Genomic DNA, 20535 nt, shown 5'->3' with positions numbered 1-20535 from the left:
ATGAAAATAAAAGAGCAGGCATGAACGCCCGCTCTTTTATTTATACAGTTAAGCTTACTGACGCACCAGACGCTTAACCTCGCCCACATCACGATGATAGACGCGCACAGGGTTAATGTCGATGCCACCACGACGAGTGTAATTGGCAAGCACTCTCAAGAACACAGGGCGATAATGAATCATACAGTCGGCAAATATCCGCTCGACGCACTGTTCATGAAAGCCGTTATGCTGTCTAAATGACAAAATGTATTTTAAGAACTCACCAAAATCTAATTCATATTCGGTGGTAATCTCAATCTGCAACGCCCCCCAGTCAGGCTGATTGGTCACTGGGCAGTTCGACCGCAGTAGATTAGAGTAGAATTTATACTGAGTTAGCGCGCTCCTCTTGGCATTTTTCAAGAATGTATTATCAATATCATCCAGCAGCGGAATTTCTTTTTTGGTGTTATCTAAAACGTCATCAATACAGATGCCCACCGGCGCATGAATATCTAGCCCATCATCGTTTAGACCAATGATTTCCACGCCCACATTCGCTCCCGCACAAGCAGATAAATCTTTTTGTAAAGTGGTTTTTAATTCATCAATACTGCTAAATTTAGTAAAGTTTAAGCTATTTAGATATAGCTTTAAGGATTTGGATTCTACGATATTTGGCGAATTGGCAGGAATGGTAAAACGAGCCATTGCCACTTGTGAAATGCCAATCGGATTTAGCCATGACAATTCAAAGGCTTGCCAAATATCCACGCCATTTTTTAATTCATGATGGTAATTATTAAAATCAAATCCCACGTCTTTTAAAATCTCATCTCGTCCGATTTGCCGAGATATGGGATATAAAATGGTAGGGTCATAGGTTTTTGAATAAGTGGTGCTTTCGCCTAGTACGCCGTGAATGCTCATTTATGTTTGCCTTTTATTTGATTTTATTGGGCAAATTGCAATTCACCCCTACAAATTTAAATTTAATATTAAATTAAGAAAGCCGAATTCTTTTACCGTCTTTTAATATTTTATATGCCACGCCATAAAACACCGCACAAAATATCAAAATCGCCAATAACGAATAACCGACATTGACATCAGAATGCCCCAATATGCCATAACGAAAGGCATTGACCATATAAACAATGGGGTTAAGTAGAGATAAATTTTGCCAAAATGGCGATAGGTTTTCTAACGAATAAAATACCCCGCCCAAATAAGTCAAAGGCGTTAAAATAAAACTTGGCACAATAGAAATATCATCAAACGAGCGGGCAAACACCCCATTGATAAAACCGCCCAATGAAAATAATACGGACGTGCCAATGATGGTAATCAGCATGATTGGCAAATTACTAATGCTTAATTGAGTAAAAAATAACGCCACAATGCTGACAATTAACGCAATGGCAAGCCCACGAAATACGCCACCACCCACATAACCCAATAATATGGCGTGCTTGGATATGGGCGACACCAGCATTTCATCAATACTGCCATGAAATTTGGTGCTAAAAAATGATGATACGACATTAGAATAACTGTTGGTAATGACTGACATCATGATAAGACCCGGCACGATAAACCGCATATAGCTGACCCCGCCCATTTCTCCGACACGAGAGCCAATCATTTGTCCGAATATCACAAAATACAGCGTCATGGTAATGACAGGCGGTAATAAGGTTTGGGGCCAAATACGAACAATGCGTTTGATTTCTTTAAATAATAGGGTGTTAAAGGCAGTTAATTGATTATTCATGATTTTCCCCATTATTTAATTTATTCTCGTCTTTCATTTTGCCTTTATGAAAATGGCTATCTACCACACCCATAAATAATTCTTCTAGGCGATTGGCTTTATTTCTCATGCTGACAATTTGGATATTTAGGTGATTTAATTGCGTAAATACGTTATTTAAATGTTGGGTTTTATTAAGCGTGATTTCTAAAGTTTTATTATCGACCAAAGTGACATGGCTAATGTTATTTAGAGTTGGGGTATTTTTTAATTCATCTTTTAAATCAAAAACAAAAGTTTCTAATGATAACTGCGTAAGCAATGATTTCATCTCGGTGTTAATTAAAATTTCACCATGATTTAATATGGCGATGTATTTACACAACTGCTCGGCTTCTTCTAAATAATGGGTCGTCAAAATAATACTTGTGCCTTCATCTTTATTAATACGCTCCATAAAATCCCACATAGAACGGCGTAATTCAATATCCACCCCTGCGGTCGGCTCGTCTAATATCAAAAGTCTAGGGCGATGCATTAAAGCACGGGCAATCATCAAACGGCGTTTCATACCGCCAGAGAGCGAACGAGCCTTTGTATCTTTCTTATCCCACAGCCCCAATTCTTTTAATAAAAATTCGGCTCGTGGCAAGGCGTCTTTCTTTTTTATGCCATAATAGCCTGCTTGAATGATAAGAATGTCCAAGCATTTCTCAAATTGGTTAAAATTAAATTCTTGGGGAACAATGCCCAAATAAGACTTAGCAAGGCTTGGATTTTTGTGCAAATCCACACCAAAAATCTCCACCGTGCCGTCTGTTTGGGGAAATAATGAGCTGATGATGCCAATCATCGTGGATTTGCCCGCTCCATTTGCCCCAAGCAAGGCAAAAAATTCACCCTGTGGCACGGTCAAATCCACGCCTTTTAGGGCGGCAGTGCCATTGGGATAGGTTTTCTTTAGATTGCGGACTTTTAGGGCAGGCATTTCATTCATTGTCATTTTAAATTTTCTTTGCGTTTAAAAAGCTGTTAATAAGGTTAATCGCGTTATTTTTAAAGACCAACGATGAACAACATCAATAAAATAAAACACAAAAACACCAAACAGCCCAAATATTGAATTTAAGCCATTCGATGTTTATGGGTATTGACGAATGATGTTAGCTAGACTGCTCGATCATGTAATCAACAGCGTTCTTAACTTCGTCATCAGAGATGTCAGCACCACCACGCGCTGGCATAGCACCAAAGCCATTGATGGCGTGATCGTATAGAGTCGCTTTACCTTTACCGATACGAGAACCCCAATCGCCAGCATTACCAACTTTTGGCGCACCTACGAGACCAGCATCGTGACAGGTAGCACAGATTGCCTTATAGAGCTGATCACCAGGGCGAGCCTCACCTTCTACAGCAGGTGCTAGAACGGTGATGTTGATGTCACATTCTTCACCATCAAAGCAAACCTTACCATAAGGGGCGATACGCGAGATTAGTTTAGGGTGTAGTGCGATTAGTTTTTTGACATGGTCGCTGTCTTCTGGGATGGCTTCGCCAGCAGGTGCAGCCTCTGCAGCAGCTTCTGTAGCAGGTTGATTCGTTTCAGCGGCAGCTTCTGCGGCTGCAGGCGTGGTAGCTTCTTGAGCTTGGGTCGCCATGGTAAAAATCGCCAACGTAGCGGCGGCAGATAACATTACAATTTTTTTCATTGTCATCATCTCGTCTTAGCCTTGAGCAATATGCACTCTGGGTATGTTGGGTAGTTTGGCAAATTCGCGAACACACCCCAACGAATTAAAATTTTCTCCCTGCTATTATAAGGGAAAAGCAGAGTAAAATGCCACGATTTTTATGTAATATCTCAATAAATCGGTAAAATTTTGGTAATATTTTTAAAAATAAGCTACTTTTTGAGTGAGCGGGTGGTATTTTTAACAAAAACTTGGTAGAATTTGCGCTTGAAAAATCCAAATACATCCAAAATTTTGCACCTATAGCTCAGTTGGATAGAGTGTCAGCCTCCGAAGCTGAAGGTCGTGGGTTCGATTCCCGCTAGGTGCGCCATTTTATAAATACAAGAAAAATCACCCGATGATGACATCGAGTGATTTTTTGTTTTTAGTTCTGGCGATAGTTTGGTGCTTCTTTAGTGATTTGAACATCATGCACGTGTGATTCTTTCATACCAGCAGACGTTACTTTCACAAAGGTGGTGTTCTTACGCATCTCTTCGATGGTGTGGCAGCCGGTGTAACCCATTGATGATTTTAGACCGCCCGCCAACTGGTTAATGATGCCAGTCACTGGGCCTTTATAAGGAACGCGACCCTCGATTCCCTCTGGCACTAACTTCTCAACGCCATCTTTGGCATCTTGGAAATAGCGATCTGATGAGCCGTTCTGTCCGCTCATCGCGCCCAATGAACCCATGCCACGATATGCTTTGTAGTAACGCCCTTGGAACAGCTCAACGTCGCCCGGTGCCTCTTCTGTACCTGCCAGAAGGCTACCCACCATAATGCAAGAAGCACCTGCTGCGATAGCTTTTGCCATGTCGCCTGAGAAGCGAATGCCGCCGTCAGCGATTAGCGGAATGCGATCTTTAAGAGCGCTGGCAACGTTATCAATCGCGCTAATCTGTGGTACGCCAATGCCTGCAATGATACGGGTGGTACAGATAGAGCCTGGTCCGATACCCACTTTAACTGCGTTCGCACCCGCATCCATCAGGGCAAGTGCGGCATCGCCTGTGGCGATATTGCCACCGATTACTTGGATGTTTGGATAGTTTTTCTTGATCCATGCCACACGATCGATAACGCCTTTTGAGTGTCCATGAGCGGTATCTACGATGATCACGTCCACATTCGCACCAACCAATGCCTCAACTCGTGCTTCGGTATCTGCGCCCGTGCCCACTGCCGCACCCACACGCAGACGACCTTTATCATCTTTGCATGCATTTGGATTATTTTCTGCTTTGGTAAAGTCATTAACTGTAATTAGACCTTTTAGGCGAAAATCATCATCAATCACCACCACTTTCTCGATGCGGTGCTCGTGTAGTAGTGCTTTGATTTGTTCTTGTGGCGTGCCTTCTTTGACAGTGACCAGCTTGTCTTTTGGTGTCATCACATTCGCCACTGGCTGATCTAAATTAGTCTCAAAACGCAAATCACGATGCGTCACAATACCCACCACGCGATCTGTACCACGCTCTACCACAGGCACGCCGCTGATTTTATGGTCTTTAGTGATGCGCAATAGCTCACCCACGGTCGCCTCAGGATGTACTGTGATAGGATCGGCCACTGTGCCCGCCTCGAACTTCTTGACGTGACGCACACGGCTGGCTTGATGCTCGATGTCCATGTTCTTGTGGATGATGCCCAGACCACCAAGCTGCGCCATGGCAATCGCCATCTTAGACTCAGTCACGGTATCCATTGCAGCGGAAATGATTGGTAAGTTTAGGTTGATGTCAGTAGTAAGTCGGGTGGTTAGTTTTGTTTCTTTTGGAAGCACTTCTGAATAGGCAGGCAGGAGTAGCACGTCATCAAAAGTTAAAGCGTCGTAGGCAATGCGTAGCATAGGTTATTTCCTTGGTGGTTGCCCTGCGATGAATCACGGAAAATGACCGCCATTCAATGAAAGCAGGTTATGAAATAACGCCGTATTGTATCAAAATTTCTAAGAAAAAAGCAAGTAATTTTTGGCTAATTTGTCAAACTTGCTAAAATTTGCTAGCAAAGGCAGGTAATTTTTGGCATAATGAATAAATTTTATTTGGTTATATAATGGCATTATAATGAGCATTTTTACAAACCGTATTTTTAATAAATTTGGCTTGGTTGGCGCCCTTGCCTGCTTAACTGTATTAAGTGCATGCGACAATAAGGCAAATAGCGACACAGCCACGCCGACCATCGCATCAAGCACAGCCCTACCCTCTGATGATGCTGTGGTCAGCGCCCTTCAAAAGAACCTACAAGCGTCAGGTGTAAACCTCACCGTTAAATCCGCCATGCCGACCGACATGCCCAATATGTACTGGGTGATGTTCGATGAAGCGCCGCCGATGTTCGTTGATGCCAACGGCGAATACATCATTCAAGGTCAGATCGCCAAAGTCGGCGGCGAAAAACCAGTTGATATCACTACCGCCATGCAATCTACCATTGCCAAAGAGATGTTATCAGCGGTCGATAAGAATGAGATGATCATCTATCCTGCTGTTGGCGAGACCAAAGCTGCTGTGTATGCATTCACCGACCCAAGCTGTCATTATTGCCAAAAGCTGCACAGCGAGATCGATGACATCACAGCTCAGGGCGTTGAGGTTCGTTATTTGGCATGGCCTAGAACTGAGCGATTCGTTCCCGTAGCCGAGGCCATCTGGTGTAGTGCGGATCAAAAAGACGCCATCACTCGCGCCAAAAAGGGTCAAAACATCACTGCGCCCGCCTGTGACAACCCTGTGGCAAAACACATGGGGCTTGGTCATGCAATTGGTGTGAGTGGCACGCCTGCGATCTTTAGCGAATCCGGTTATCAAATCGGCGGGTATCTACCTGCTGATGAGCTCGCTAAGCTGGCAATCAAACATCGCTGATAGGTAGTGACTGCTTTTTAATACTTTCATAAAATTTTTCACAAAATCACGTAAAAATTGTTGGTAAGTTTTATAAAGTTATGCTAAGTTAAGCAATCTTCTTTATCCTATATACAATCCATCAGCCGATAAACGCCAATTTTAATTAAGAAATGGATGATTCGATCGGCGCCGATTGTGATTATTATTAAACTTATAAAATCAAACTTGACAACTTTTGAGAAACGATACCGTGAATAAGTCAATCAATCTTGCCGTATTAGGTCTGGGTACCGTTGGTACTGGCGTGGTTAATCTTCTAAAAGATAACACCAATGAGCTGGCACGCCGCAGCGGACACATCATCAACATCACTCACGTCGGCACGCGCCGTCATCGCGATGACATTGATAGTAACATCAAACAAAGCGCTGATCTGCTTGCCATCGCAGAGGCTGATGATGTGGACATCGTCATTGAAGTCATTGGTGGCACTGATGTTGCCAAGGATGTCATAATGCACGCCATCCGCCACAAAAAACACGTCGTTACCGCCAACAAGGCGTTGCTTGCCAAGCACGGCAATGAAATCTTCGCCTTAGCCGAAGAATACGGCGTACAAGTACGCTATGAAGCGGCGGTCGCAGGCGGCATCCCCATCATCAAAATTATCCGTGAAGCATTGGCCGCTAACAAAATCGACTGGCTAGCTGGCATCATCAATGGCACTGGTAACTTCATCATGACCGAAATGCAAACCAAAAACCGCAAATTCGGTGATGTTTTGGCAGAAGCTCAAGCGCTAGGCTATGCTGAAGCTGATCCTACTTTTGACGTTGAAGGTGTTGATGCTGCGCATAAATTATCACTGCTGGCATCGATCGCTTTTGGTATCCCGATTCAGTTTGATAAAGTATATTGCGAAGGCATCACTAAGGTCAGCCTACAAGACGTGGTGTACGCCAAAGAGCTTGGTTATAGCATCAAGCACCTAGGCTTCGCCATTCGCCGCGAAAATGGCTTTGAGCTACGTGTACACCCCACTCTTATCCCAGACAGCACCTTACTAGCTAACGTGAATGGCGTAAAAAATGCTGTGATGGTCGATGCTCATCCACTGGGTCAATCCCTGTATTATGGCGATGGTGCAGGTGCAGGTGCGACCGCATCAGCAGTCATGGCTGACGTGATGGATCTGATCTATGTCATCACCGCCGCCACGCCAAGCGACGTGCCCCACTTGGCATTCGTCCCCGAGGAGCTATCAGATACGCGCATCCTATCCAGCGACGAGATGACTTCTGGCTACTATCTGCGCCTAACGGTTAAAGACGAGCTTGGCGTGCTTGCTGACACCACACGCATCCTAAGTGACAATGGCATTAACATCGATGCAATCTTACAGCGCGATGCTCATAAATCAGGACTGGTGCCAATCATTATCCTGACCTTTCCAGTGCTTGAAAAGCAAATGAACGAAGCCATCAAGCAAATCGAACGGCTAAATGCCGTTACCGAGCCTGTGGTGCGCATCCGCCTAGAAAGCCTAGAAGAATAAATCAACTCAATAAAAAAAGAGCGTCATCAGCGCTCTTTTTTTATTATTCAAGCAATCATTAGATTCGGCGCCAGGTCGTACCTGCACGACTGTCTTCTAATTCCACGCCTTTGTCTTTTAGTTCATTACGAATGGCGTCCGCTCTGGCGAAGTCTTTATTTGCCTTGGCATCAGCACGCGCTTGGATTAATGCTTCGATCTCATCGGCACTTAGACCATCATCCGATAGGCTTGCTTGCAAGAACTCATTGGCAGATACCTCAAGCAGACCAAGCCCGCTTGCCAGCGTCTTAAGCAGTACGCCGTAGTTTCTGACAGCTTCATTATCGCCCGCATTGATGGCTTTATTTATCTCGCCTGCCACCGAGAATAGCGTACTGATCGCCTTAGGCGTATTAAAGTCATCATTCATCGCCTGCACGAATTCATCAGCATAAGCTTTGGCGAAGTCCGCTTGAACGATATCGGCATCAACGATAATCTCACCCACACTCTCGGCTGATTTTAGGGCGTGATATAGGCGGCTGATGGCAGTATGGGTCTCGGTAAGTGACGTATCAGAGAAATTGACCTGACTGCGATAATGACTGGATAAGATAAAGAATCGCACTGTCTCGCCGTGGAATTTGGCAAGCACGTCTTTAATGGTTGAGAAATTCCCCAAAGACTTACTCATCTTCTCGCCATCGACATTGATAAAACCAACATGTAGCCAATGATTGGCGTAGGTCTTACCTGTGCAAGCTTCGGACTGGGCGATTTCATTCTCATGGTGGGGAAATTGTAAATCATGTCCACCGCCATGAATGTCAAAAGTCTCACCAAGGCAGCAGCCGCTCATCGCCGAGCATTCAATGTGCCAACCCGGGCGACCATCACCCCAAGGACTTTCCCACGCAGGTTCGCCCGCTTTGGCGCGCTTCCAAAGCACAAAGTCAAAGGGATTGGCTTTATCATCTGCCACGTCCACGCGGCTACCCGCCTGCATCTGATCAAGATTTCGCTTGGACAGCTTGCCATAATCCTTAAAACTATCAACCGCATAATACACATCGGCGCCCTTAGTATAGGCATGATTTTTGTCCATCAAAGTACTGATGATATTCTGCATCTCATTGATGTGCTCGGTCGCCTTAGGCTCAATGTTCGGACGCAGACAGCCCAAGGCATCTGCATCCTCATGCATGGCTTTGATGAATCGCTCGGTGAGCTGATTTATGCTCTCGCCATTTTCATTGGCGCGGTAGATGATCTTATCATCAATGTCAGTGATGTTGCGCACATAACTCACATCAAAGCCAAGCGACATCAAGTGTCGATAAATCACGTCAAACGCCACCATCACGCGCGCATGACCGATATGACAATAATCATACACCGTCATGCCGCACACATACATGCCAACCTTACCCGCTTCTAGCGGAACAAAGGTTTGCTTATCGGCGGTCATGGTGTTGTAGAGTTTTAGATTGTCTTGATGGTTGGCAAAAATACTCATGGCAAATCCGAATTGTCAATTTAAACGCATTATCATACCGAAAATTTACCCAAAATGCCATAATTTCCCCCACAAAACCACACCAAAATCAGAAAAACACAACAAATTTCAGCTTAGAATTCATACAGTTCAATAAAAATACCAAACGCAGAATAGATTAAGCCGCCATCATAGCAGCCACAAAAAAACACCCTTAATATTAAGGGTGTTTTTGATTCAACAATCCAAGGATTAGTTAAATAGGTGATCAATCGCTGAACGCTCTTCTTCTAGCTCGTTAAGCGTGATGTTGATACGCTCTTGGCTGAATTCGTCGATCTCAAGACCTTGAACGATTTTGTATTCACCATTTTCGGTCGTTACAGGGAAGCCGAACATTACGCCTTCTGGGATACCGTATGAACCGTCAGATGGGATACCCATGGTTACCCACTCGCCGTTTGAGCCTAGAGCCCAGTCACGCATGTGGTCGATGGCTGCGTTCGCTGCTGACGCTGCTGATGACAGGCCGCGCGCTTCGATGATTGCTGCGCCACGCTTACCAACGGTAGGTAGGAAAGTGTTAGCATTCCACTCTTGGTCGTTGATCATGTCTTTTACAGATTCGCCATTGACTGTCGCAAAACGATAGTCTGCGTACATGGTTGGGCTGTGGTTACCCCATACAGTCAGGTTTTTGATGTCTTTAACTGCAGTGCCAGTTTTCTTAGCTACTTGAGTTAGCGCACGGTTGTGGTCTAGGCGAAGCATTGCGGTGAAGTTCTTAGCAGGTAGATCTGGCGCTGACTTCATGGCGATGTATGCGTTGGTGTTTGCAGGGTTACCTACCACCAATACTTTAACGTCACGGCTAGCTACGTCGTTTAGTGCCTTACCTTGAACGGTGAAGATTTTTGCGTTTTCTTGAAGTAGGTCAGCACGCTCCATGCCAGGACCACGAGGACGCGCACCTACCAATAGGGCATAGTCTGCATCTTTGAATGCCACGTTTGGATCGTCAGTACCAATCACGTCTTGAAGCAGTGGAAATGCGCAGTCATCTAGCTCCATGATAACGCCTTGTAGAGCTTGTTGTGCTTTTTCGTTCGGGATTTCTAGTAGTTGTAGAATGACAGGTTGATCCTTGCCAAGCATCTCGCCTGAAGCAATACGGAACAGTAGGCTATAACCGATTTGACCAGCGGCACCAGTTACCGCAACACGGACAGGTTGTTTGCTCATGATATTATCCTTATACAGAAGTAAAATTTTGGTAATTTTGCAACTTCAAAACCATTTCAAAAATCACAAAATCATCTTAGTGTAGCACTTTTTGATGGCATTGACAAAGTTTTTTGCCATAAAATTAACGCGCTTATTTAGGTGCTGTTCTTGATGTCGCTCATCATTGACCGTAAGATTATTACATCAATCAAAGCAGCGTCTCAATCGGCAGCCACGACATGAGCCACACGGCAAAGCGCTTGTGCCACTTGGTATCAGGATCTTGGTAATAAACAGTGTGAGTACCATGACCATCTTGGCTATGCCAAGCAAGCTTATCCTGTTCAAGCTTTAGCTGATATGCCATGTCGGGCAAGCGCGCACGAATTTGACGCTCCGCGACGGCTGCCATCTCTGGTGCATCAAAAATAATCCCCATCTCAGTGTTGTGTATCGCAGAACGCGGATCGAGATTGTACGAGCCGACGAATAAATAACGCTCATCGACAATAAAAGTCTTAGCATGAAGACTCGAACCACTGCCACCTCTATAGCTACCGCCCAAGCCTTGGTTTTTCTTTTGGATGAGTGGCGCGGCTTCGGTTTTAAGTTCGTACAGACCGACGTTGCCATTTAATAACGGCTTTCGGTATTTGGCGTAGCCACTATGCACGGCAGCGACATCGTTGGCAGCGAGCGAATTGGTAAGAATCTTAACATCGGTATCTCTGGCGATGTTATTAAACAACACCACGCCGCCATCAGTCGGCACAAAATAAGGTGAAACAATAGTCAAGGTGCTATTAGCCTTTTGAAAATAAGGCGTAATCTGAGACGTAACAGTATTCTCCCAGTCCTCATCCGCACGCATGGGATTATCACTAATCAATCTGGCATCCGTCCAATAAAATTCAATTGTATGATGAATCAGTTTGCTGGTATAATCCGACTGTCTAAGCTTATCGATGTACTGCTTGGTAGCTTGTGTATTGATCGGCTTGGCGCTGATGGCGGCGGGCTTGGTGTCATCTGGAATGATCGCATTGGCAGGATAAGCACGCTCACTCGCCCAATAACGATCAAAATCCTCATTCAGCGCTGGCATCACCTTACCAACCACCGCCACATCCATGTCAGCGAACATCATGCCATCGCCTGCACCAAAATATTCATCGCCGACATTGCGCCCACCCACGATCGAGATTGCGCTATCAGCGGTGAATGATTTGTTATGCATGCGCTGATTAAGCCGATCAAAATCATTCAAAAACCCAATCCAGCGGAAACGACGATGCATAAATGGGTTAAATAACCTCACCTCGATATTAGGATGATTATCCAGCGCCTTAAGCACGCCATCCATGCCCGCCATGCTATTATCATCAAGCAGTATTCGAACGCGCACCCCACGATCGGCTGCCGCGAATATCCGCTGAGTGAGCAGCGCGCCCGAGATGTCATTCTTCCAGATATAGTAACGAATATCGAGCGAATGCTTTGCCGTCTCCACCAAGGACAATCGCGCCACAAAAGAATCAAGACCATTAGCAAAAGGATAAACACCCGTCTTATCAGGATGCTGACTTGTCTCTTGCATGATGTGATGGACAAGCAAGCTTGATTCATCCATGGGCAGCGTCGTGGATGGCGTGCGTGCATCATTCTGTGGAAGCGGTCGATAGCTTATTATGGCAGCCATGACCAGCAATGCCAATAGCAATACAATCGCCGCCACCATGTATTTTATAATTTTCATAAACCCTAGCAATATCTTAAAACACACCCATCATAAAACATTCATCCAATAAAAACCACATAAAATAATGACCCAGGTGGATAAATAAAAACACTGCTTATGATAGACGGTGTTTTACTATCGATGCTGATTCGCCTAGTATCTGGGCGATACCGTACCCATGCGCTGACTGATGGGTATTGGGTTGCCAAGTAGCGTACTATAAATCGTTGCATTTTCCATGACATGCTTGACATAATCACGAGTTTCAAAATAAGGAATCGCCTCAACATATTGATCCGCACTGATCGCACCATGCGATGGCAACCATTTTCTTGCCGCACCCAACCCAGCATTATAACCTGCGGTGGCCACCGTAATCTGCCCACCAGACTTATTTGCCAAATCATTGAGATACCAGGTACCATAGCGAATATTCGTCTCTGGGCGATTCATGTTGCCTGATGACTCACCCATGCTGCGAGCAATTTGATTGGCAGTACCTGGCATGATTTGCATCAAGCCACCTGCACCCACTCCTGAGCGTGCCGTCGGTTGAAAACGACTTTCTTGGCGCATGATGCCATATGCCCACGCAGGGTCGATGCCGACATTGCGACTGTATGACATGACGCTATTCTGATAAGGCATCGGGTGAGACAGCGCGGCAGCTCTTAGGTTTGGCATGTTGTCGATGGCGTAGATGCTACGATGATACAGTCCTAGATCATGCGCGCGCTTGGCAGCAGCCAATGCCAGCGTGTTATCGTTGGCATCGCGGGCTTTTTTGACCGCCCAGTTCCACTCACGCCCTGAATGCTCAGGGCTGACATTATTGCTCATCATGACGAATGCGCGCGCAAAGTGTGGATCCCTCATCACGCGTGCGCTGTCTTGGGCGCTGATGTTCGGCAGTGCATTACCGCCAATCTCAGATAGGCTTAGCTGCTGACCCAATCTATCTTTTGCCAGCAGTCCATAATAATCCACACCTGTGGCTAGGCTTTGGTAGATTTTACGGGCGTCGTTTTGTTTGCCGGTTTGTTCATAGCCGCGCGCCAGCCAGTATTGCCAAATGCGTTCACCTTGATGGATGGCACTCATCTGAGTGATGGCTGACACCACGTCCTGCCATTGCCCAAAATAAATCGCCGCCTGTGCATAGTCTTCAGCTTCTTCTAGGTTGAATGGCTCGCCCATGCTGTTTCTAAACCAAGTCACCGCATCCATGCTAAAGCCGTCATCAGTATTCATGTTCATGCGCTTAACAGCGATACTACGGTAAGCATAACGGCGCGCCATGTCAGACAGCAGCTTGGTTGAGCGGTTGTTGTCTTGGCTGATGTCATAGTTTAGCTGCATGATCGCTTCATTGTATGAGCGATGCGCCAGCTGACTGATGGCATAGATGTACAGATACTGATTCACATCGCTATAGCCTTGACTGCTAAATTGCCCAAAGAAACCGTTTGGATTATTGGCAACCCCGCGCAACGTCTCAAAAGAAATCGGCAGACCCAATCGTGATGACAAATCTAAAATCTCGCTCACTTTGTCCAGTGGTGCTCGACGACTTGACAGCTGTCTACGATCGATGCGCATCATTCGGATCAGCTGCTCATGCTGGTCAGTGCGCGTGATGCGTGGGTTCGCTGCCATCTCATGGGCAAGCTTATCGCACAGTGATTGCTTAATGTTGGTGTTTAGCCAGACGTTAGGTTTTTGTTCTAATGCGCGATAAGACTCACTACTTTGGTTAAAGCCCAATGCAATCGCACAAGCCTCCGACGCATCAGCATTCTCCACATTGGCTGCGACCGCGCGCACTGACGCATAATCACTCTCACGCGCCTTGACCTCGGCATAGTCAGCGACCAGTTTTTCACTCATCACCTGACCGGGGTGCTTGGTGACAAAGTTATTCACCGTCTGTGGATCTTGAGCAGATAGGTTATAGTTGAGTCGCCAGTATTCAGGGTAGGCAGCAAACAGTGATCCTTGCATGCTTTGCTCGTATTGGCGCATCGCGTTGGGGCTTGATTTTTGGCGTTCAGCATCGATAAACTGATAAATACTTCCATCACCAGCATTGCCCTGTGCACACGCCACCTGCATTAAGATCGCTCCGCACAGCGCCGATAACAACCCCAGTTTTTGACCATTTTTGCTAAATTTTGGCATAACACCCTTCTTCAATCTGCTTTAAGTCTTAAAATCAATCCATCTCGCCAAACTCAACACCTTGAACATCGCAAAACAGACAAATGCAACATAGCCTAACAAATTCATCTAACAACCTTGTATAAAAGTTGTAAATTCCCTGCTTTTAGCTAAATCTTGGGCGTTTTTTGACAAAAAATTCGCTCAATGCACCAACCCATGTTATAATGATGAGTTTTTTGAAATTCCTTTTGTCAGCAATCCCTTGGAGAAAACCATGACCGTTGCTACCTTCAATCCCAAAGCACATCAAAAACCCACCCAAACCATAGAACACCAAGAGTTGTCAGTCATGGCAAATTCTGGCGACATCAAGTCAAGCGATGCACCAAAAAAAGTCTACATCGTCACGCAAGGCTGCCAGATGAACGAATACGACTCCAAAAAAATGGGTGATGTGCTTGGCGACAGTCATGGCATGCTAGTTACCAACGACATCAATGAAGCAGATGTGCTCATCATGAACACTTGCTCCATTCGCGAAAAAGCCCAAGAAAAAGTCTTCTCCGAACTGGGTCGCTGGCGCAAACTAAAACTTAAAAATCCCGACCTCATCATCGGCGTGGGCGGCTGCGTGGCATCCCAAGAAGGCGACAACATCCAAAAGCGCGCGCCTTTTGTGGACATGGTATTTGGTCCGCAGACCCTACACCGCTTGCCAGAACTTTATAATAAATCCACCAAACAAGTCGATGAAGTGCCACGCAATCGCATCGGTGTCGTGGATGTGTCGTTCCCAAGCATCGAAAAATTCGACTTCCTACCAGAACCACGTGTCGAAGGCTATAAGGCATTCGTCTCCATCATGGAAGGCTGCTCAAAATACTGCTCATTCTGCGTCGTTCCCTATACGCGTGGCGAAGAGCTGTCTCGTCCGTTAGATGACGTACTTGCCGAGATTGACAGCCTTGCCGAACAAGGCGTCCGCGAAATCAACCTTCTGGGTCAAAACGTGAACGGCTACCGCGGCGAGAAAGACGACGGCAGCATCTGCCGCTTCAGCGAGCTGTTGCACTACGTCTCGCACATTGATGGCATTGAGCGCATTCGCTACACCACCAGCCACCCGCTTGAATTCACCGATGATATCATCGATGCCTATAAGACACTGCCAAAGCTCGTCTCACACTTGCATTTGCCTGTCCAAAGCGGCTCAAACAACGTGCTGGCAGCGATGAAGCGCAACCACACCATCGATGTTTACATCAATCAAATCAGCAAATTAAAAGCGATCCGTCCCGACCTACACCTATCCTCCGACTTTATTATCGGCTTTCCAGGTGAGACGGATGCAGATTTTAATGACACGCTGCAGCTTGCCAAAGATTTGGATTTTGATCATTCTTATAGCTTTATTTACTCAAAGCGCCCTGGCACGCCTGCATCAGATCTGCCTGATGATGTCAGCCTAGACACCAAAAAAGCACGACTGGCCGCTTTCCAAGAAGTCATCAAAGACTCCACCTTTGCCAAGACGTACGCCATGGTCGGTCAGACTGTACGCGTACTGGTCGAAGAGCACGCCAACCGCCGCGAAGGCTACCTTCATGGTACGGCAGACAACACCCGCTCTGTGATCTTCAAAGGCAGTGATGAGCTGCTGGGCAAATTTGTCAATATCCACGTGACACGCGCCATCAGCATGCATCTAGTGGAAGGTGAATTGGTTGAGATTTTGGATTAATCTGTCCAAAATCTCGCCTACAAAAGCCGTACACTCTAGCAAGATTTTAGCCTTATAAAATTTTTTAACTGTGTTACAATCAATCCATCGATAAGCAAAAAGCCTGTCGAGATCACACAGCCAACAAGGAGAAAATCATGCTAGGTGACATCGAATACAACATCAACGAACTATTCAAACAATTAGGACTAGAATGCTCTGACGAAGCAGTGGACGCCTTCATCAAGGCCAATCAGCTACCTGAAGAAGTAAAACTAGTGGAAGCACCATTTTGGACAGAGCAGCAGCGCGCTTTCTTAAAAGAAGAGTATAAGCTTGATGCGGTTTGGACAGGCCCAATTGATGAGCTAAATTCACGCCTGCACTCGGACAACATGCAAAACTAATGCAAAGTACAACATGAAGCTCAATAAAAGCACCCAATAGAGGTGCTTTTATTTTGGCATGATAGATTAATCAGACAATCTGAGCGCGCCAAGCCAATAAATCCGCAACATCTTTAGCGATGCCTGCTTTTAGCTCATCAAGATTGGCGTACTTTTTTTCGCCGTGCAGATAGGTTAAGAACACCACTTTTAAGGTCATGCCATACAGATCAGCATTAAAATCAGGCAAGTGCACCTCAAGACGATAATCTGAGCCATTGACACTTGGGCGTGTGCCGACATTGACCGTACCGAATAGACTGCCCGCTTGCATGCCTAATACACCACCAAGCGCGGACAGATCAATCACTTTGCCTTCTTTATAAGCAAAAACATCCGCGCCATAGATGCCATTGACGGCAGGCTTAAGGCGGTTCAAACTAACATTCGCGGTGGCAAAATCAAGCGTTCGACCAATTTTATCACCATGAACCACCTCGCCTGTGATCGCATAATCTCGCCCAAGCAATGTCTTAGCCAGCGCAAGATTCTGCTCAGACAATGCCTCTCTGACCGCTGTCGAGCTGATGCGAACATCATCGTTCGATACCGTTGATAGATGATCAACGCTAAACCCCGCCCGAATCAAAAAATCTGTATCACCCGTGCGATCATGACCAAAGCGAAAATCATCGCCAAGCACCAGATGCTGGGTGTTCAGCTTACGCAAAAGCTCAGCAAAGGCATCTGCTGACAGCTGACGTAACTCATCATCAAATCGCGCCACGATCAGATAATCAACACCTAAGCCTGTCATGATTTGTGCTTTCTCAAGCAGGCTGGTTAAGCGCGGTGGTGGATCATCAGGGCAAAAGAACTCTCGAGGCTGCGGCTCAAACACCATCACCGCAGATGCCAGACCCTTTTGTTGTGCGTCTTTGATAAGTGCGCCAAGCATTGCCTGATGTCCTTGATGCACGCCATCGTAGTTGCCGATGGTAAGCGCCAAGGGTGGCAGGTTAGCAGGATGGGCGATATTTAGATCAATGACTTTCATAAAATGAGCGATACGCTGACAAAATGGCTATTTTAGCACATTTTGTCATGCTGATAACGGTCTTTGGCTTATTGTTTTTTCGCCATTGCATCGACGAACAGCGCCCCATCCTTCTGTGCGGCAACTTCTTGGGCGGTTTTTGCATTAATATCAAGCCCCTTGATGATGGGCAGGCTCATGACATCAATGCGTTTTTTGGTGGATAAACTGACAGGCACCATACGCGCAAACTCGAACAGGTGCAGCCACATCTCCTCGCCCACCTCAATCTCTTCTTCGTCATCTAGGCGAATGGCGGCGATCTGCGACAGATCTTTGATCACTTCGCGCTCTTCGGCGGTCAGGCTAACACCCGTCACACCGATACCTGTAATATAGCCACCCGCCCAATCTTTTAGGGCAAGCACGCGTTCATACAGGTCATGCTCATCATCTGGCACCAGCGGCTCATAAGCATAGGCATCATCTTTGTCTTTAAGGGCGAAGCTGACATCCTCGCCATACTCAGTTAATAGCTCCAATGCCTTTTGATTTGGCAATGCAAAGCTAAGTTCTTCTAGCAGTCGAGTCCAGCCCTCTTCATCGGTCGCATGACATGCTGTCATGACACCCGTCATGATGCCGTGCAGCTCACTGATCGACACATCAGACCAATCAGCAAATGCTGCCGACCAATCATCCCAACCTGACAAAAAATCACTCATAGCCATCTCCGATAAAATAACCCTATTTATGCCATCATTTTCAAAAAACACAAGGGCTGGACGATGATTTTGGACGTATTTCACGCAAATTCGCTCAATTAAAAGAAAAATTTGACAGCTGTGTGCACTGGCGTGATAATATGGGAGAAATATTTTTAAATTGCTCCGATGACTTACAAGGACATACCATGATCAGACAACTTCAAGCGCTTGAACAAACCATTTTAGAGATGAAAAAGCAGTACAACGTCACCGCAACCGAGCTTGCCAACCTAAAGCATAAGCTTGCCAATGACACCAGCCCTGCCATCATCAGCGATTTGCAGCTTCGCCTTGAGAAAACCACCCAAGAGCTACACTCACAGACAGATCGGGCCAATTCTCTTGAGCAGTCTCGCAATGCCCTACAGGCTCAGATTGAAGAATTGGTTGAACAAAATCAATCTCTTAACACGCACAACCGAGAACTTAAAGACAAAAATGCACTTGCCATCTCGCGCGCCGAAATAATCCAAGAATGGCTAACTCGCATCGACAATCAACACTAAAATAACAGCAAATAAAAGGACATCGCCATGACAGACCAAATCCAAGACACAAACCCAAGCGAGCTAATCGTAAAAGACCAACCTGAATTTAAGCCTGTTCACATCAGCATCGCAGGCACGCCGCATCGCATCATCTGCCCTGTCAATGAAGTAAAGTCTCTTGAAGCAGCCGCTGAGAAGTTGAATGAAAAAATTCGCGACATCCGCCGTGAGATCAAAGGCAAAGCCCCTAATAACGAAGAGCTTCTAGTGCTCGTCTGTCTAGATCTATACGACCAAGTACAAACCTTAGCTCAAGACGCTCATAACCGCAGACACGAGAATAGTCAAGCGACCGCCCTGATCGATAAGATCAATAAAGACGCACAGTCGATTTTAAGATAATCTCCTAACACACCCAAGCAGTCGCCAAGCTCCGACAAGATTCATCACTTGAACGAATCTTGTTGAGATTTGGCGATTTTTTTGATTATCAATAAAATCATATGCGTAAGATATATTGACAAATTATTTCAATTTAGTTAAATTGCGACTTTAACTTGCGCCCTATGCGCATCTTATGCTGTGCCGAGACGCATTTGGCGACGGCTTCATTTTTAGAGATTTTTAAAGGAAATCACCATGGCAATGACATTAAAAACTTTGGCATTAGCAATGACGCTTGGTCTATCTGCTGCGCTACTAACTGCATGTGGCGGCGATAAAGCCGAAACGAAAGCAGGTGATGCTGCTGCGGCCACAGCTGCTGATAAGCTAGAAACCAAATTCGTAACCGTTGGTACAGGCGGTGCATCTGGTCCTTATAACATCATTGGTACGGCGATGACCGAACAATATGCCAAAGCCTTTGGCGTGAATGCCAAAACCCAGACCACAGGCGCTTCAGTTGAGAACCTAAACCTACTGGCTCAAAAGAAACTAGAGATGGCATTCGTCATGAGCGACGCGCTAAGCGATGCCATTAATGGTCAAAATAGCTTCACCACCAAGATCGATGGCGTCTCTCAAATTGCCAGCCTATATCCTAACTACGTGCAAATCGTAGCATCAGGCGCATCAGGCATCACATCCATCGAAGACCTAAAAGGCAAGCGTGTGGCAGTTGGCGCTCAAGGCTCTGGCGTTGAAGTGGCAACTCGCGCCCTACTTGAAGGCTTTGGCATCACTTATAAAGACATCAAAGTCGATTATCTGGGCTATGCAGAAGCTGCCGACAGCCTAAAATCAGGCAAACTGGATGCAGCATTCCTAACCAGTGGTCTGCCAAACTCATCACTCATGGAGCTAGAACAAGGCTTCGATTTACAGATCGTCAGCGTTCCTGCCGACAAACTGGCACAAATCGCTCAAACCAAGACTTTCTTTATCCCGATGGACATCCCAGCAGGCACTTATGGCAACGAAGCTGACATACCGACCGCAGCCATCTTGAACGCTCTGGTGGTGCGCTCTGACATGAGCGATGACGACGTGTACAAGCTAACCAAATCATTCTTTGAAAACCTTGAGACACTAAAAAGCGCTCACCAAGCTGCTAACGACATCAGCGTTGAGAACGCCCAAAACGGTCTTGTTGCACCGCTACATCCAGGTGCTAAACGCTACTATGATGAAGTCGCTAAATAATCATTAAT

General features: G+C 46.0%; 18 protein-coding genes and 1 tRNA gene. 8 read left to right on the top strand and 11 right to left on the bottom strand.

The features are described 5' to 3' along the window. Positions 1-54: 54 nt before the first annotated feature. The 4 genes from queF to AAX10_RS02630 form a co-directional block, all read right to left on the bottom strand. Positions 55-912, bottom strand: a complete 858-nt coding sequence (gene queF / locus AAX10_RS02645) for an NADPH-dependent 7-cyano-7-deazaguanine reductase QueF (RefSeq protein ID WP_036364998.1) — start codon at positions 910-912, stop codon at positions 55-57. 73 nt (positions 913-985) lie between these two features. Beyond that, positions 986-1756, bottom strand: coding sequence for an ABC transporter permease (locus tag AAX10_RS02640; protein ID WP_046699757.1), 771 nt, complete (start codon positions 1754-1756; stop codon positions 986-988). Further along, positions 1749-2732 (bottom strand): ABC transporter ATP-binding protein, encoded by a 984-nt coding sequence (locus AAX10_RS02635; protein WP_193550993.1) that lies wholly within the window; start codon positions 2730-2732, stop codon positions 1749-1751. Before AAX10_RS02635 ends, AAX10_RS02640 begins: the two co-directional genes overlap by 8 nt. A gap of 166 nt (positions 2733-2898) precedes the next feature. Then, a complete protein-coding gene (locus AAX10_RS02630) occupies positions 2899-3456 on the bottom strand; it encodes a c-type cytochrome (RefSeq protein WP_036364987.1) in 558 nt (185 codons plus the stop codon). A 269-nt stretch (positions 3457-3725) separates the two neighbouring features. On the opposite strand from AAX10_RS02630, the gene AAX10_RS02625 reads away from it, so the two are divergent. Beyond that, positions 3726-3802, top strand: a tRNA-Arg gene (locus AAX10_RS02625). Positions 3803-3856: 54 nt separating this feature from the next. On the opposite strand, the gene guaB is transcribed toward AAX10_RS02625, so the two are convergent. After that, the gene (gene guaB, locus AAX10_RS02620) at positions 3857-5329 is read right to left on the bottom strand and encodes an IMP dehydrogenase (RefSeq protein WP_046699755.1); all 1473 of its coding nucleotides are present in this window, start codon (positions 5327-5329) and stop codon (positions 3857-3859) included. A 217-nt stretch (positions 5330-5546) separates the two neighbouring features. On the opposite strand from guaB, the gene AAX10_RS02615 reads away from it, so the two are divergent. Both AAX10_RS02615 and AAX10_RS02610 read left to right on the top strand, forming a co-directional pair. Then, the gene (locus AAX10_RS02615) at positions 5547-6350 is read left to right on the top strand and encodes a thioredoxin fold domain-containing protein (RefSeq protein ID WP_149038836.1); all 804 of its coding nucleotides are present in this window, start codon (positions 5547-5549) and stop codon (positions 6348-6350) included. Positions 6351-6582: 232 nt separating this feature from the next. Continuing rightward, positions 6583-7887 carry a homoserine dehydrogenase gene (locus AAX10_RS02610; protein WP_046699753.1) on the top strand — a complete coding sequence of 435 codons (1305 nt, stop codon included), beginning with the start codon at positions 6583-6585 and terminating at the stop codon, positions 7885-7887. A 58-nt stretch (positions 7888-7945) separates the two neighbouring features. On the opposite strand, the gene cysS is transcribed toward AAX10_RS02610, so the two are convergent. The 4 genes from cysS to AAX10_RS02590 form a co-directional block, all read right to left on the bottom strand. Beyond that, a complete protein-coding gene (cysS, locus tag AAX10_RS02605; protein WP_046699752.1) occupies positions 7946-9385 on the bottom strand; it encodes a cysteine--tRNA ligase in 1440 nt (479 codons plus the stop codon). Positions 9386-9616: 231 nt separating this feature from the next. Beyond that, entirely contained in the window at positions 9617-10606 is a 990-nt protein-coding gene (locus AAX10_RS02600; protein ID WP_046699751.1) for a malate dehydrogenase, read from the bottom strand. 190 nt (positions 10607-10796) lie between these two features. Continuing rightward, positions 10797-12344 (bottom strand): phospholipase D family protein, encoded by a 1548-nt coding sequence (locus tag AAX10_RS02595; RefSeq protein WP_046699750.1) that lies wholly within the window; start codon positions 12342-12344, stop codon positions 10797-10799. 135 nt (positions 12345-12479) lie between these two features. After that, entirely contained in the window at positions 12480-14504 is a 2025-nt protein-coding gene (locus tag AAX10_RS02590; protein WP_046699749.1) for a lytic transglycosylase domain-containing protein, read from the bottom strand. 256 nt (positions 14505-14760) lie between these two features. Between AAX10_RS02590 and miaB the strand changes: the two genes are divergently transcribed. Together miaB and AAX10_RS02580 are read left to right on the top strand one after the other, a co-directional pair. Further along, positions 14761-16227, top strand: coding sequence for a tRNA (N6-isopentenyl adenosine(37)-C2)-methylthiotransferase MiaB (gene miaB / locus AAX10_RS02585; RefSeq protein WP_046699748.1), 1467 nt, complete (start codon positions 14761-14763; stop codon positions 16225-16227). Positions 16228-16364: 137 nt separating this feature from the next. Continuing rightward, positions 16365-16613 (top strand): DUF2789 family protein, encoded by a 249-nt coding sequence (locus AAX10_RS02580; protein ID WP_046697922.1) that lies wholly within the window; start codon positions 16365-16367, stop codon positions 16611-16613. A gap of 70 nt (positions 16614-16683) precedes the next feature. On the opposite strand, the gene ribF is transcribed toward AAX10_RS02580, so the two are convergent. Then, complete coding sequence (ribF, locus tag AAX10_RS02575) at positions 16684-17649, bottom strand: bifunctional riboflavin kinase/FAD synthetase (protein ID WP_046699747.1); 966 nt, start codon at positions 17647-17649, stop codon at positions 16684-16686. Positions 17650-17717: 68 nt separating this feature from the next. Further along, positions 17718-18353 carry a UPF0149 family protein gene (locus tag AAX10_RS02570; protein WP_046699746.1) on the bottom strand — a complete coding sequence of 212 codons (636 nt, stop codon included), beginning with the start codon at positions 18351-18353 and terminating at the stop codon, positions 17718-17720. A 188-nt stretch (positions 18354-18541) separates the two neighbouring features. On the opposite strand from AAX10_RS02570, the gene AAX10_RS02565 reads away from it, so the two are divergent. The 3 genes from AAX10_RS02565 to AAX10_RS02555 all read left to right on the top strand — a co-directional run bounded on the left by AAX10_RS02565 (position 18542) and on the right by AAX10_RS02555 (position 20527). Next, positions 18542-18901, top strand: a complete 360-nt coding sequence (locus AAX10_RS02565; RefSeq protein ID WP_036364564.1) for a hypothetical protein — start codon at positions 18542-18544, stop codon at positions 18899-18901. Between the two features lie 27 nt (positions 18902-18928). After that, entirely contained in the window at positions 18929-19285 is a 357-nt protein-coding gene (locus AAX10_RS02560) for a cell division protein ZapA (RefSeq protein WP_036364561.1), read from the top strand. A gap of 237 nt (positions 19286-19522) precedes the next feature. Beyond that, on the top strand, positions 19523-20527 hold the full coding sequence (locus tag AAX10_RS02555) for a TAXI family TRAP transporter solute-binding subunit (RefSeq protein WP_420812464.1): 1005 nt from the start codon (positions 19523-19525) through the stop codon (positions 20525-20527). The last annotated feature ends 8 nt before the right edge of the window (positions 20528-20535 follow it).

The sequence above is a fragment of the Moraxella bovoculi genome, from assembly GCF_000988745.2.
GTDB classification, from domain to species: Bacteria; Pseudomonadota; Gammaproteobacteria; order Pseudomonadales; family Moraxellaceae; genus Moraxella; species Moraxella bovoculi.
This window is presented reverse-complemented; position numbering and strand designations above follow the sequence as displayed.

Bases quoted from the DNA above. Each gene is read 5' to 3' on its own strand.
- AAX10_RS02635 (WP_193550993.1), bottom strand. From the start codon at position 2,732: ATGAATGAAATGCCTGCCCTAAAAGTCCGCAATCTAAAGAAAACCTAT.
- AAX10_RS02570 (WP_046699746.1), bottom strand. From the start codon at position 18,353: ATGAGTGATTTTTTGTCAGGTTGGGATGATTGGTCGGCAGCATTTGCT.
- cysS (WP_046699752.1), bottom strand. From the start codon at position 9,385: ATGAGTATTTTTGCCAACCATCAAGACAATCTAAAACTCTACAACACC.
- guaB (WP_046699755.1), bottom strand. From the start codon at position 5,329: ATGCTACGCATTGCCTACGACGCTTTAACTTTTGATGACGTGCTACTC.
- AAX10_RS02615 (WP_149038836.1), top strand. From the start codon at position 5,547: ATGAGCATTTTTACAAACCGTATTTTTAATAAATTTGGCTTGGTTGGC.
- miaB (WP_046699748.1), top strand. From the start codon at position 14,761: ATGACCGTTGCTACCTTCAATCCCAAAGCACATCAAAAACCCACCCAA.
- AAX10_RS02630 (WP_036364987.1), bottom strand. From the start codon at position 3,456: ATGATGACAATGAAAAAAATTGTAATGTTATCTGCCGCCGCTACGTTG.
- queF (WP_036364998.1), bottom strand. From the start codon at position 912: ATGAGCATTCACGGCGTACTAGGCGAAAGCACCACTTATTCAAAAACC.
- AAX10_RS02580 (WP_046697922.1), top strand. From the start codon at position 16,365: ATGCTAGGTGACATCGAATACAACATCAACGAACTATTCAAACAATTA.
- AAX10_RS02600 (WP_046699751.1), bottom strand. From the start codon at position 10,606: ATGAGCAAACAACCTGTCCGTGTTGCGGTAACTGGTGCCGCTGGTCAA.
- ribF (WP_046699747.1), bottom strand. From the start codon at position 17,649: ATGAAAGTCATTGATCTAAATATCGCCCATCCTGCTAACCTGCCACCC.
- AAX10_RS02640 (WP_046699757.1), bottom strand. From the start codon at position 1,756: ATGAATAATCAATTAACTGCCTTTAACACCCTATTATTTAAAGAAATC.
- AAX10_RS02560 (WP_036364561.1), top strand. From the start codon at position 18,929: ATGACAGACCAAATCCAAGACACAAACCCAAGCGAGCTAATCGTAAAA.
- AAX10_RS02590 (WP_046699749.1), bottom strand. From the start codon at position 14,504: ATGCCAAAATTTAGCAAAAATGGTCAAAAACTGGGGTTGTTATCGGCG.
- AAX10_RS02555 (WP_420812464.1), top strand. From the start codon at position 19,523: ATGGCAATGACATTAAAAACTTTGGCATTAGCAATGACGCTTGGTCTA.
- AAX10_RS02595 (WP_046699750.1), bottom strand. From the start codon at position 12,344: ATGAAAATTATAAAATACATGGTGGCGGCGATTGTATTGCTATTGGCA.
- AAX10_RS02565 (WP_036364564.1), top strand. From the start codon at position 18,542: ATGATCAGACAACTTCAAGCGCTTGAACAAACCATTTTAGAGATGAAA.